The 14,203-nt window shown below is 40.0% G+C and carries 10 protein-coding genes and 1 pseudogene; 5 read left to right on the plus strand and 6 right to left on the minus strand.

Annotated features, from left to right (window positions below):
* The first annotated feature begins 115 nt into the window (after positions 1 to 115).
* Positions 116 to 3,304: pseudogene (locus L641_RS22105) on the plus strand (TonB-dependent receptor).
* 48 nt (positions 3,305 to 3,352) lie between these two features.
* On the opposite strand, the gene L641_RS0101535 reads toward L641_RS22105, so the two are convergent.
* Entirely contained in the window at positions 3,353 to 3,784 is a 432-nt protein-coding gene (locus L641_RS0101535) for a MarR family transcriptional regulator (protein WP_016899145.1), read from the minus strand.
* A gap of 152 nt (positions 3,785 to 3,936) precedes the next feature.
* On the opposite strand from L641_RS0101535, the gene hmgA reads away from it, so the two are divergent.
* Positions 3,937 to 5,238 carry a homogentisate 1,2-dioxygenase gene (gene hmgA, locus L641_RS0101540; protein ID WP_024600937.1) on the plus strand — a complete coding sequence of 434 codons (1,302 nt, stop codon included), beginning with the start codon at positions 3,937 to 3,939 and terminating at the stop codon, positions 5,236 to 5,238.
* Between the two features lie 7 nt (positions 5,239 to 5,245).
* Positions 5,246 to 5,875, plus strand: coding sequence for a maleylacetoacetate isomerase (gene maiA, locus L641_RS0101545; RefSeq protein WP_016899147.1), 630 nt, complete (start codon positions 5,246 to 5,248; stop codon positions 5,873 to 5,875).
* A 9-nt stretch (positions 5,876 to 5,884) separates the two neighbouring features.
* Here the strand turns inward: maiA and L641_RS0101550 are convergent, their stop codons facing one another.
* Positions 5,885 to 6,118: a TIGR02647 family protein gene (locus tag L641_RS0101550; protein WP_024600938.1), complete on the minus strand. Its 234-nt coding sequence runs from the start codon at positions 6,116 to 6,118 to the stop codon at positions 5,885 to 5,887.
* Between the two features lie 102 nt (positions 6,119 to 6,220).
* Between L641_RS0101550 and L641_RS0101555 the strand changes: the two genes are divergently transcribed.
* Both L641_RS0101555 and L641_RS0101560 read left to right on the plus strand, forming a co-directional pair.
* A complete protein-coding gene (locus tag L641_RS0101555; RefSeq protein ID WP_008112332.1) occupies positions 6,221 to 6,523 on the plus strand; it encodes a DUF1496 domain-containing protein in 303 nt (100 codons plus the stop codon).
* A gap of 97 nt (positions 6,524 to 6,620) precedes the next feature.
* Positions 6,621 to 6,929 carry a VF530 family protein gene (locus L641_RS0101560; RefSeq protein WP_013463143.1) on the plus strand — a complete coding sequence of 103 codons (309 nt, stop codon included), beginning with the start codon at positions 6,621 to 6,623 and terminating at the stop codon, positions 6,927 to 6,929.
* A gap of 42 nt (positions 6,930 to 6,971) precedes the next feature.
* Here L641_RS0101560 and L641_RS0101565 read toward each other — a convergent pair whose 3' ends face one another.
* From L641_RS0101565 to L641_RS0101580, 4 genes are all read right to left on the minus strand, one after another.
* Positions 6,972 to 8,594, minus strand: a complete 1,623-nt coding sequence (locus L641_RS0101565) for a diacylglycerol kinase family protein (RefSeq protein ID WP_024600939.1) — start codon at positions 8,592 to 8,594, stop codon at positions 6,972 to 6,974.
* Positions 8,595 to 8,902: 308 nt separating this feature from the next.
* Positions 8,903 to 9,523: a TetR/AcrR family transcriptional regulator gene (locus L641_RS0101570; RefSeq protein ID WP_008464339.1), complete on the minus strand. Its 621-nt coding sequence runs from the start codon at positions 9,521 to 9,523 to the stop codon at positions 8,903 to 8,905.
* Positions 9,524 to 9,661: 138 nt separating this feature from the next.
* Positions 9,662 to 11,071: an efflux transporter outer membrane subunit gene (locus L641_RS0101575; protein WP_016899150.1), complete on the minus strand. Its 1,410-nt coding sequence runs from the start codon at positions 11,069 to 11,071 to the stop codon at positions 9,662 to 9,664.
* On the minus strand, positions 11,071 to 14,202 hold the full coding sequence (locus L641_RS0101580; RefSeq protein WP_024600940.1) for an efflux RND transporter permease subunit: 3,132 nt from the start codon (positions 14,200 to 14,202) through the stop codon (positions 11,071 to 11,073). Before L641_RS0101580 ends, L641_RS0101575 begins: the two co-directional genes overlap by 1 nt.
* Position 14,203 lies beyond the last annotated feature (1 nt).

The raw sequence follows: 14,203 nt of genomic DNA on the forward strand, positions 1-14,203 counted from the left end.
AACAAATGAGGTACACTATGTAAGTATTTTGGGTTAAGTGTATTTTGCGGTCGCTTAATCCAAAATTAAAATAAAAAAGCTATTAAAAGTTTATTTAACTACACGGGAAAATAAAATGAAAATTCAACTTCGCAAAACAGCTCTATCACTTGCTATAGCAGCATGTGTTGGTGTGAGTGGTGCTGCAATTGCAAACGAAACAACCTCTGCAATTAAAGGTCAAATAAAGGGTCCTAACGGTAACCCTGCTGCATGAACTAAAATTACTATTTTACACGTTCCTTCAGGCTCTGTTAAAACAACTGAAGTAAATGACGCTGGTTACTTTACTGCTAAAGGTCTTCGTGTTGGCGGCCCTTACAAAGTAATCGTAGACTCAGACATCTATGCTGACCAAGAGTTCAATAATATTATCTTGAACATTGGTAGCGACTACCCTGTTAATACTTCACTTGAAAATATCTCAGATGTTGAACAAATCGTAGTAACTGGTCGCCCTATTAGCACTATGTCTGGTGGTACGGGCCCTGCTTCAACATTTACGTTAAGCGATCTTGAAAATCAACCAGCTATTAACCGTGATTTAAAAGATATTATTCGTATTGACCCTCGCGTTGCTATCGATGATAGCCGTGGTTCAATCAACTGTGGTGGTGGTAATCCACGTTTTAACAGCTTAACCCTTGATGGCGTTCGTATGAACGATAACTTTGGTTTAAGCTCAAACGGTTACCCTACTATTCGCGCTCCATTCTCTTTTGATTCAATCGAGCAAGTAGCGGTAGAATTAGCCCCTTTTGATGTTCAATATGGTGGTTTTACATCATGTAACATCAATGCAGTTACCAAATCTGGCGGCAACGACATTCACGGTGGTGTATTCTACGATTACACTAACGATTCGATGAAAGGCGATAAGATTGAAGGTAATGACGTTGATAACGGCGATTACAGTGAAAAACGTTATGGCTTTAATGTTGGTTTACCGCTAATTAATGACACGCTTTTCTTATTCACTTCTTACGAAAAACTTGAAGGTGTTAAACAGTTTAACTATTCATCTTTAGTGTCTTCTGCAGAAATTGATGAAATTAAACAAATTACACGTGATGTTTATGGTTACGAAGCCGGTGCAACACCAGCTAGCTCACCAGTAGAAGATGAAAAAATCTTAGTGAAGCTAGATTGGAACATCAACGATGACCACCGTGCTAACCTAATTTATAACTACAATGATGGCTTTACTTTATCGCAATCAGATGCAGATGGTGATGAGCTCGCATTTGACAGCCACTTTTATGAGCAAGGCGCAGAGTTCACTTCAATCGTTGCATCACTTTACTCTGATTGGAATGACAACTTTTCAACTGAAGTTCGTTTAGGTAAATCAGAGCTTGACGCTCGCGTTCAATCTTTAGACGCAGCAAGCGGTTTTGGTGAGTTCCAAATCAGCACAGATAATGCCACGGTGTACGTTGGTCCTGATGACTCTCGTCAATCAAATGATTTAAACTACGATACCACAACAGCTAAATTCTCAGGTACCTACTACCTTGATCAGCACACGATTACCGCTGGTTTTGAGTATGAAAAGTTAGAAGTATTTAACCAATTCGTACAACATACTGAAGGTGAATGGCGTTTTGCTTCGATTGACGCATACAGAAATGGGATTGCTAATGCAGTTTATTATAATAACTCTGCAAGTACGAATAACCCAAATGATGCAGCTGCTAACTTTGCTTATTCACAAAATACATTTTATGTACAAGATGAATACAGCTTTTCAGATATCGATGCATCATTAACATTTGGTCTTCGTTACGACAGCTATTCAAGCGATGACAAACCAACATTAAATCAGAATTTCACTAATCGTTACGGTTTTAGCAATCAGTCAACGTTTGACGGTATTGATTTAATTCAACCACGCGTAGGTTTTGAGTGGTATGCAACCGATGCACTAGAAGTACGTGCGGGTGTTGGTTTGTTCTCAGGCGGTAACCCTAATGTATGGTTGTCTAACTCATATTCAAATGATGGTATCACCAATATTGGTGCTTATATCAGCGATATCAGTAATTCTTATAAAGTTGGTTCTGGTGATGATGAAGTCACTCTAGTTGACCTATTTGATACGCCAAATGTAAATGGTGGTACTCCAGGTTACGACGTTCCACAAGATATGTTTGATAAAGTAGCAAATACTGAAATTGGTTCGGGTGATGCTACAACAAACGCGGTAGATCCTAACTTTGAAATCCCATCAGAGTGGAAGTACTCTTTAGGTGCTACATATACTACAGAAAACGACTATGTTATTGCTTTGGATTATCTTTACACTAAGAAGCGAGATGCAGCGACTCTTGTAGATATTGCTTTACAAGATTCTGGTAAAACTACTTTTGATGGTCGTCCTATCTATGAAAGAAAAGAAGATCCATTAAATCCAGGTAAATATCGTAGTGGTGAACTATTACTAACAAATGTGAATGGTGATAGTGGTGAGTCTTCAATTATATCTGCTGCAGTAAGTAAAGCATTTGATAATGGCGTTAGCGTTCAGTTCTCATACGCTTACACTGATGCAGATGATGTAAACCCAATGACTAGCTCTGTAGCCAGCTCAAACTACGGTAACCTAGCAACATCAAACCCAGGTAACCCTGGCGTGGCATCATCTGATTACGAAATTCCACATCGCTTTACATTAAATCTAGGTTATAAGCACGAGTTCTTCGATGGTTATAACACCCGCTTTAACCTATTTGGTGAAGCATACAAAGGTTTACCATATAGCTTTACTTACAAGAGTAATCGTGACACCGGTGCGGGCGATATTCAATTTGGTGATAGAAACTCTAATGGCGCGCGTCAATTATTGTATGTACCACTTGAAAATGATCCAAACGTTGTCTACAACATGAGTGCTGATGAAATCAATGAGTTTAATGACTTTATCGCATCTGAAGGTCTTAAACGTGGTGAAATCACTGGTCGTAATCAACAGAACTCTGATTGGTTCGTTAAATTTAACTTTAAAATCACTCAAGAAGTACCTGGCTTTATGGATGGCCATAAAGGTGAAGCATTCTTCGTAATCGATAACTTAACGAATATGTTAAACGATGATTGGGGTGTATTAAGAAAAGGCTCTTTCGTGGGTAATAAGATGGTTGAAGTAAATATTAATGACCAAGGTCAATACGTTTACTCAAACTTCAGTGCACGTAGTGCTGAACAGTCTGTACAACGCGATGCGTCTTTATGGGAAATGCGTGTAGGTGTTCGTTACACGTTCTAATTTGATTGATTAAATTAGTGTATTTAAAAGCCCACTTTGTGGGCTTTTTTATGCCTGTAATTTATTTTTTAATTTATCAAAAATTGCGATTAGCTGATGCTGTTCAGCATCCGACAGGCAGCTTAATAATGCACGCTCCCACTGCAATGCTTGTGGCGTTATTTTTTCATATAAAGCCATGCCCTTATCACTTAGCATCAAAAATGCAGCGCGCTTATCATGCTTATTTAACTCGCTATAAATAAGCCCTTCATCAATTAGCGTTTTTACTGCCCTTGATACTGTCGACTTATCCATATCCGCTTGAGTACATAGCTGCTTTGCTGTGCTTTGCCCAGATTGTGCTAAATTAGCGATTATTCGCCACTGAGGAATAGTTAAATCAAACTCTTTTTTATAAATACTCGAAAAATCATTACTTACCAGTGTTGCTAAGTGTGTTAATTGGTAAGGCAAAAATGTCGTTAAATCTATTTTCATATTGAATCACTTATTTATTTACATACGACTTTTATTTGTTCACTTTTATTTACAAGGGTCATAATCAGTGTGTTTGATATTAGTCTCACTTGAGAGTATCTTAGCGTAAATAACAAAAATATAACACTCCCCCACTTTCATAGGAGTCAGTAATGGCGACACAATTAAACTATATGACCGGCTTTGGTAATGAATTTGAAACCGAAGCGCTGCCTGGTGCATTACCGATTGGGCAATTTAGCCCGCAAAAAGTAAAATACGATTTATACGCAGAGCAATTTAGTACCACTGCATTTACTGCTCCGCGCGCCGATAATCGCCGCACGTGGATGTACCGTATTCGTCCATCAGTTGTACAAGGCGATTACACAGCCATAGACAATGGCTTAATTAGAACAGCGCCTATTACTGAAGTGCCAACGCCGCCCACCATGCTTCGTTGGGATCCCATTGATATACCAGCAGCACCTACTGATTTTATTGATGGCTTAATCACTATGGCTGCAAATGGCAGCGCCAATGGGCAAGCCGGTATTGGCATTCATGTTTATGTCGCCAACAAATCAATGGACAAACGCTTTTTTTATAACGCCGATGGCGAAATGTTATTTGTACCACAACACGGCGAGTTATTACTTAAAACTGAGTGTGGGCATTTAAGTATTAAAGCCGGTGAAATTGCGGTCATTCCGCGCGGCATTAAGTTTCAGGTTCAATTATTAACTGACACAGCCCGTGGGTACATTTGTGAAAACTACGGCCATGCTTATGTTCTTGCTGAGCGCGGTCCTGTTGGCGCAAATGGTTACGCTAACGACCGCGACTTTCAATATCCAGTAGCGGCTTTTGAAGACATCGAAGGCGAATTTGAACTGATTGCTAAATTTAATGGCAATATGTTTCGTTGTGATATTGGTCATTCTCCTCTTGATGTTGTTGCTTGGACAGGCAATAGTGCGCCTTACAAATACGACTTAGCTCGCTTTAATGTCATGAATACCGTTAGCTTTGATCACCCCGATCCATCAATTTTCACGGTACTAACCTCGCCATCAGGCACTGAAGGCGTTGCAAATATCGATTTTGCTATTTTCCCACCGCGTTGGATGGTGGCTGAAAACACCTTCCGCCCGCCTTACTATCACCGTAATATTATGAGTGAGTTTATGGGTTTAATTGAAGGCGTTTATGATGCAAAAGAGCATGGTTTTGTACCTGGAGGGATGAGCTTACATAACTGTATGTCGCCGCATGGTCCTGAGGCGGATGTATTTGAAAAAGCGTCAAACGCGGACTTAGAACCACAACGCTACGATAATACGCTGGCGTTTATGTTTGAGTCACGTTATGTAATATCGCCAACTAAATACGCATTAGAAGGTAAAGAGCGCCAAGCTAATTACACTGACTGCTGGCGCACAATTAAAAAACACTTTAGCGGCAATCAAGGGTAATTAGATTATGAAGCTTTATACTTATTTTCGCTCATCTGCAGCGTATCGTGTGCGCATCGCATTAAATCTCAAAAATATTGATCACCAGTTGGTGCCGGTAAACTTACTAAAATCAGAGCAACAAAGCACAGATTACTTACAGAAAAACCCCCAAGGACTTTTACCTGCTTTAGAAACGGAAGACGGCGTATTAGGTCAATCTCTAGCAATTTTAGAGTACCTTGAAGAGCAATACCCTGAAACACCATTACTGCCTGGTAATGCATGGCAAAAAGCACATATTCGCAATTTAAGTTATGCAATTGCGTGTGATATTCACCCGATTGATAATTTACGTGTGCTTAAGTATTTAAGTAGTGAACTCAATGTTGATGATGAAGCAAAAAATAAATGGTACCGCCACTGGGTTGAAGTGGGTTTTGAAAAAATAGAACGCATGCTCGATAGTAAAAATACATTTTGCGCAGGCGAGTCGCCAAGCTTAGCTGATGTATGTTTAGTACCGCAGGTATTTAATGCCATTCGTTTTAAAGTAGATATGGCTGCCTACCCTAAAATAGCAGCCATATATCAGCGTTGTAATGAGTTGGCAGCCTTTATTGATGCAGCCCCTGAAAATCAACCTGATGCAAACTAATAGAGTAAATTAACTTTTAAGTGCACTGTGTATTACCGTCACATGCTCAATTAAATCTAAGCCCAGTTCGGTTAAATAGCCACCATCTGGGCTGTCTATCACTCCCTTATTAAACAAACGCTGTGCAGCACTTAACAAAGCCGGCTCAGCATCAGAATGAAGTTTAATTCCCTGCATTTTGCTCTCGCGTGGAAATTTTGCTAGTAGTGTAAATTCGTCAATCATTGTTTGATTAAATAGCATATCTGTTCACCTTTTTATTGTTCTGTGTTTTACTTATGTTGTCTTACTTACCCTAGCATGTTTTTTGCTAAGTGTACTTATTTTAAACACTGGAGGTTTTTGATGCGTTATTATTTTACTTCGTTTATTACTGTTTTATGCTTGTGTTTTTCAGCTTTAAGCTTCGCTAGCACAATAAAAACGCTTCCTATTGTTGATGCTACCCAGCTTATAAACACTAGCACTGAGTGCTGGTATGATAATAAACGTTACAGCGAAGGAGCTATACTTCAGGTTCACTCAGTTACGCTTATTTGTGCTGCAAAGTACCCCCAACATAACAACAGTCAATTGATTTGGCTAAAGCTTGATAAGCAAGGTAACCTTATTTACCCCAAGAAGCCTGCAACTATTACTGTAAATTAATCAAGATTAACAATCTGGAATCTGCCAGCCATCTCCAAACTATTAAGATGCGGTGGGATACGTTACAATATATGCAGTTTAAAAAAGCAGTGTGACTATGAATAATCAACCAAAAAACCCGCTACATGGGATAACTTTAGAGCAAATTCTTGTAGAACTAGAGCAACGTTTAGGCTTTAAAGCAATGGGTGAACAAGTAAACATAAAATGCTTTACTGATTCTCCGAGTATCAAATCAAGCTTAAAATTTTTACGTAAAACCCCATGGGCAAGAGATAAAGTAGAAGCACTTTATATTCATACCATGAGTAATAAACCGCTACGAAAACCCAGAAATAAACCAAAACCAACAGAGCCCACGCAACCTGATACATCAGATTTTGTATGGCCCTCTATTAAAAAATAAATGAGTGCTAAATGGCGTAATATTTACGCCATTTTTAGTCAGTTAGTTTTGTTCTTGGCATATTACATTCAATGAAGCAGGGTGAATACTCACTACCACTTTATCGGCAGATTTAACCTCACCATCAATTACATAATCTAGCGTTTTATCTGCGCTTATCTCTACACGTTTTGCGTTAGTATAATGCGAGTTAATAGCAAAATGCGTTTGCGTGATACTGCTAAACATTAGCTCAGCAATACTCAATACCGTCGTTTCATTATCTTTGTTTGGCGTTAACCAGTTTACATCTAATAATCCATCACGGTGGTCGGGTTGTCCCCCACCTTGGGCTAAAAGGGTTGTAAATGGGGCAGCATTAGCGACAATAAAGCTATTTGTATTAATAGCTTCAGGCTCATTATCATCTAATTTAACCATCAGCTTTTGCGCTTTATTCTCGCCAAAGGAATGTAAAAACCCATTTAAATAAGCAAGCTGGCCAGATTTATTTTTCGACTCTCTATCTGCTTTTTCAATCATTGCATGCTCAAAGCCAATGCCAATTAGCAATAACATCAAATCGTTATTACAATATGCGGTATCGATCAGGTTTGTCTGACCATCAATTATTAAATCGCACGCTTGCTCAACAGGAATAAATTTAGATTTTATTCCCATCAGCACATGGGCCAACGCATTAGCTGTCCCCAACGGTATAATTCCTAATCGACAAGACGTACCCACTAAAACACTCGCAACCTCAGTGACTGTACCATCTCCACCGCAGGCAATTATAATATCAGGCTCGTGCTCTATAGCTTGTTTAGCCAATGTAATGCCGTTTTGTTCCGGTGTAGTTTTTAAAATGGTTAAATCATAATAAGCAGATAAACGTGTAACGATTAAATGCTCTTTTTCAGACCATAACTTAGTGCCTGATACAGGATTAGCAATTAAATATGCTTTATTTTTTATCAGTAGCTCCCCCCTGCGATGGCGCTTAACTAAATGGCGTAATTGGCGTTTATTAAGATTGGCTGTTTCACGTGTTTCTTTGATTTGAGCAAGAATGTCATGTACATCAGCTTCTTTATTTTGACTCAATAAATACGCTGCCATAACAAACACCGAACGTCCGCGACCTAATGCACAATGCACCACAACACGACGGTCTTTCTTTATATGGTGATGGATCCAGTTAATGGCTTGGTTTAACTGTGAATGTGTAGGCACACTATGATCAAGAACAGGAATGTTTAAATAACTGATATTTTCTTGGGTAGATGTCCACTCAAGTCCATCAAATTCACAAGTCACATCTAAAATAGCGGTAATGCCATTTTCTTTTAATGTATCTATATCAGAGGGAAACAAACGACATGCTAAAAATAAATTATCGTTTATTTGTTGGATTGGGGGTACCTTATCGTGTTTGCGTGACCATGCATTATAAATTTGTGCACCTAACAAAAAAGGAACAAATGCCCAACGAATGTAAAAAGGGATAACGCCATTTTCTCGCTTTCTGAATATTTTTCCCGCATTAAAAAAATAAGCACCGCTGACCAATATCAGCGACAGCGCCGTCCAAAAAAATGCAACCGCGAAGTAAACAGAATTAACCTTCAATCCCAGTACTATAAATACTAATGCTGTTACAAGATAACTGACTGCAGCCCACATGTGCTCTCCTTTAAGTTGGCAGCGCCATATTAGCGCCTTTAATATAGTCCTAACTTGCAAATAATACGCCAAAAAAGCAATTTATCTTGTTTGATGCCACTGCACCACCGGTGTTGAAACCACATCACTTAACCATAACCCGCTGTTAATAATAGCTTTTTTAATATAAAAAGTTATAACTTCACGCTAAAACATCGTACTCAGTTTTTATTGATTACGCTTAAATAAAAGCAGCTAAATTGATATAACTCTTTCATATTTACAACAATATCAGTCAAATATTCATAGTTATTTAATGCTTCAACTTATTATTTATCAAATGGCATAAGTAATGTTTTCATCGCTGGGCGCAGTGCAATCAATACGGTTTCCTCGGTCAATTCAGGAAATAACATTTTTCGTAATAGCAGTCCGGCCATCACTGAGAAAATCACATTAATGCGGCTTTCGAGTTCTTGCTCTGAATGTGATTTTATTAAACTACTTTCACTGACTAATAAATCACGCATTCTGTTACGTGCTTGCGTATCAGCCTCGCGTAGTAATAAAGCGACTTTTTTGTTTCTACTGGCCTCTGCCATCATGTCTAAGTCAACTACGCAGGCCCCCGTGTCCATATGACGCTGCACACCATGGTGTAAGCCATCAAGTAACACTGTTAAAATATCGCCAGGTTGATCTTCAAACTCTTGAAATATGGAAAACATTTCTTCCATATCTTGTTCAATAATACTTTCAATTATGGCTTCTTTACTTTCAAAGTAATTATAAATATGGCCGGCACTCATCCCGGCTGTTTTAGCTATTTCTGCCATACCTGCGCCATGGTAGCCTTTGCGACGAAAACAATCAGCAGCGGCGGTTAATACCTGCTCGCGACGCGCTTGTGCTTGCACCGGATCTAGGTGTTTTTTATTTTTAGGTTTCATTTGAAACTCCAGTATCGAGTCTCTCAACTCGAAATATTTAGCGTTTACTGCTTTGATCACAAAAAATAAACGCTAAACGGGCATTACTTTAATCACGCATAAAACCTTTTATTGTTAACAGGCTTTATGCGTACTAATTTACTTAACGGTTGAAGTAGTGGTCTGCCAGCCACCGCCAACCGCTTTGTATAAATTGATTTGGCTTGCAAGCACAGCTTGTTGGCCCGTGATCAATTGCTGCCTTGCGCTATACCAAGTTCGCTGAGCGTCAAGCACTTGTAAAAAGCTATCAACCCCTTTGTCGTAGCGCGCCTGCGATAATTCAAAGGTTGTCTTTCGGCTTTGTAATAACTCCTCAAGAGCCATTAACTGTGCGTTATAGCCTTCTCTATCCGCAAGTACATCAGCAACTTCACGAAATGCTTGCTGTATTTTTTGCTGGTACGTTGCTACAGCAACTTGTTGCTCTGCGTTAGCGACATCTAAATTTGCTTGATTTCGACCCATATTAAAAATAGGTAAATTTACCGATGGCATGAAGCTCCATGTGCCTGAGCCTGCATCAAATAAATTACTTAAATCACGTGATGCAGTTCCTGCATTGGCAGTTAAACTAATGCTCGGGTAAAACGCTGCACGGGCAATACCAATGTTAGCGTTAGCGGCTAACAGCTGATGCTCTGCTGCTTTTATATCTGGTCGCTGCGTTAGTAAATCAGAAGGTAAACCCACAGGCACACTAGGCAAGTCTAATAAATAATTTAATGACTTACTTGGCAGTAAATCCTCACCTACCGTTTTACCTACTAATAAATCAAGCGCGTTTTTATCGCGTTTCACTAAACGTTGGTATTTAGCAATATCAACTTTCGCGGTGGCTACCGTACTTTTAAGTTGTTCCAGCGTAATTTTAGAAGCGGCACCTAAATCAACACTTTTTTGGGTTAATGATAAGGATGCTTGCTGCGATGATAACGTCTCTTGTGCCAACGCTAACAACTGTTGATCGGTCGCGTAATTTAACCAAGCATTAGCAAGCTCTGCAATTAACGACACTTGCATGGTGTATTGGCTCAGCTGAGTTGAATAAAGCGTTTGTAATGCTTGCTCTGACTGATTGCGTACTTTACCCCATAAATCTAACTCGTAAGCCGTCATGCCTACCGTTGCACTGTATTGAGAACTTATTTGTGGTTGACCACTTGCTGATAAATCGCTGGGTAAACGCTGACGACTTCCTGATGCATTAAAATCCAGTGATGGATATAACGCTGAATCTTCAATCTGATACAAACCACGCACGCGCTGAACATTTAAAGCAGCTATTTGTAGGTCTTTATTATGTTCAAGACTTTGTGATATCAGTGTTTTAAGTTTTTCATCATTAAAAAACTGCTGCCATTTTAACGAGGACACCTGCTCATCCCCTGTCTCTGATGCATACGCATCAGGGACAGGTAAATTTAGCGCTTCTTGTTGAGGAGCTAACTGACATCCAGATAAAATTGCTAAAGTAAAAGCACTAAAACTGATTGCTCTTAAACTCATTATACTTCCTCCTCGGAGGTGGTTTTAGCTTTTCCTGAAAACAGTCTACGTACTAAAACAAAAAACAACGGTACAAAAATAACAACCAATGACGAGGCGGCAAGTGTTCCACCAATAATTGAAATACCTAATGCATTTTGTGCACCTGAACCAGCACTTGAGGCAATAGCTAATGGAAGCACACCACACACAAAGGCCATTGAGGTCATTAAAATAGGACGTAAGCGAAGGCGTACAGCGGCAATCGCCGAGTCAACTAAGCTTAAGCCTTCTTCCATTTTATGAATCGCAAACTCAACGATTAAAATGGCATTCTTAGAGGCTAAACCTATGGTGGTTAATAAACCCACTTGTAAGTAAATATCGTTTGATAAGTTACCCATAAAGGCGGCTACAATCGCACCAAAAATACCCAGTGGCACAATCATCATTACTGCAAATGGTACTGACCAACTTTCATAAAGCGCAGCTAAACATAAAAATACAAATAACAGTGATAATCCATATAACAACGGCGCTTGACCGCCACTTGATCGCTCTTGATATGAAATACCAGTCCATTCAGAAGCAATACCTTGTGGTAACTGCTTAACTAAACGCTCCATTTCATCCATGGCTTGACCTGTACTGTAGCCTGGCGCTGCACTGCCTTGGATTTCCATTGCTGAAAAGCCGTTATACCTTTCCAAGCGAGGCGAACCATAAGACCAATAAGAACTAGCAAATGCTGAAAATGGCACCATATCGCCGTTTTTATTACGCACATACCATTTGTTTAAGTCCTCAGGCACCATTCTCGCATCGGCTTGACCTTGCAGATATACTTTTTTCACGCGACCACGGTCGATAAAGTCATTTACATAACTACTACCCCATGCTGTCGAAAGCGTACTATTAATATCACCTTGCGACACACCAAGCGCTTCTGCTTTTGCAAGATCAATATTCAGCTGTAACTCAGGCATATCTTCTTGCCCATTAGGGCGAACACCTGCCAATATTGGACTTTGACTCGCCATACCCAATAACTGATTACGCGCTTTTAGTAGCTCATCATGACCTAAACCGACACGGTCTTGTAAAAACATATTAAAGCCATTTGCGGTTCCAAGTTCAACAATCGCCGGAGGTGGAAATGCAAATACAAAAGCCTCTTTAATCGTTGAAAAATACCCCATGCCTTTTCCTGCAACGGCGCCCACTGATAGGTCGTCACGTTGGCGCTCATCCCAGTGCTTTAAGCTAACAAAGCCAATTGCTGAGTTTTGTCCAGAGCCTGCAAAACTAAAACCTGTTACCGTAAAAATTGAACTAACGGCTTCAGATTGATCTTCTAAATAGTGGTTTTCAACTTTTTTAACCACTTCAAGCGTTTGCTCTGTAGTAGAGCCTGCAGGAAGCATTACTTGGTTAAACAAAATACCTTGGTCTTCATCAGGTAAAAATGCCGTTGGTAAGTTTGAAAAAATAGCCACCATGCCGCCTACAATTAATGCATAGCTAAGCAAGTAGCGCTTAGAATGTTTGATCATGCGGCCAACAAAACCTTGCGCACCTTTATTGGTTTTATCAAAACCACGGTTAAAGCCTGAGAAAAAACGACCAATAAAGCTACCATCGGTGTGAACATGGCTAGGCTTTAATAACGTAGCACACAGTGCGGGAGTTAAAATAAGCGCAACCAGTACCGACAGCCCCATCGCCGACACTAAGGTAATAGAGAACTGACGATAAATAACCCCTGTAGAGCCACTAAAGAATGCCATCGGAATAAATACAGCCGACAGCACCATCGCAATACCTACCAGTGCTCCTTTAATTTCATCCATCGATTTTCGCGTTGCTTCAACCGCAGAGAGCTTTTCTTCGGTCATTAAACGCTCAACGTTTTCGACAACAACGATCGCATCATCTACGAGTAAACCAATGGCCAGTACCATCGCAAACATCGTGAGGGTATTAATGGAATACCCAAAGGTAAATAGAATACCAAACGTACCTAGCAATACGACAGGCACCGCAATGGTTGGAATAATAGTTGCTCTGAAGTTTTGTAAAAATAAGTACATTACAACAAATACCAAAACGACCGCTTCGATTAGGGTATGTACTACTTTTTCGATTGATAATGCAACAAAAGGAGTGGTGTCATAAGGCACAACCGCCTCTAAACCTTCTGGAAAAAATGGTTTAAGTTCTTCAAGTGCATCTTTTACACCTTGTGCTGTATCCAAAGCGTTTGCGCCACTGGCTAATTTAACCCCTAAACCCGATGCCGGTTTACCATTAAAGCGCGCTACAACACCGTAGTTTTCACCACCGAGTTCCACATCAGCAACATCTTGTAAACGCACTACCGAGCCATCGCTGTTGGTTTTAACTAAAATATCTTTAAACTGCTCAGGTGTTTGTAATCGGCTTTGAGCCGTCACCGTTGCATTAAGCTGTTGACCAGCCAATGACGGCATACCACCGAGCTGACCTGCCGACACTTGCGCATTTTGTGCTTTTATTGCCGCAGAGATATCGTTTGGCGTTAGTTTATAACTTTGTAACTTAGCCGGATCGAGCCAAATACGCATTGCATATTGAGAGCCGAACAATTGTACTTCGCCCACCCCATCAACACGCGCAACAATATCTTGTACGTTTGATGATACGTAATCACCAATGTCAATGTTGGTCATACTGCCATCTTGCGATACAAAACCAACAACGAGTAAAAAACTAGACGATGACTTAGCAACCACAACGCCCTGTCGTTGCACTTCTTCAGGTAATAATGGCGTAGCTGTTGCTAGTTTATTTTGCACTTGCACTTGTGCAATATCAGGGTTAGTTTCTGCATCAAAGGTAAGAGTTAATGTTGCTGAACCACTTGATTCAGAGGTCGATGACATATATAACAAGCCATCTAAACCTTTCATTTTTTGCTCAATAACCTGAGTCACCGAGTCCTCTAAAGTACGCGCAGAAGCACCAGGGTAGTTAGCAGTAATCATAATAGCAGGCGGTGCAATAGACGGATACTGAGCAACGGGTAAACTTTTAACCGCAATAATACCTGCAAGCATCACCACAATAGCCAGTACCCATGCAAAAATAGGCCTGTCGATAAAAAATCGTGACATG

The organism is Pseudoalteromonas sp. TB41 (genome assembly GCF_000497975.1).
Taxonomy (GTDB): Bacteria; Pseudomonadota; Gammaproteobacteria; order Enterobacterales; family Alteromonadaceae; genus Pseudoalteromonas; species Pseudoalteromonas tetraodonis.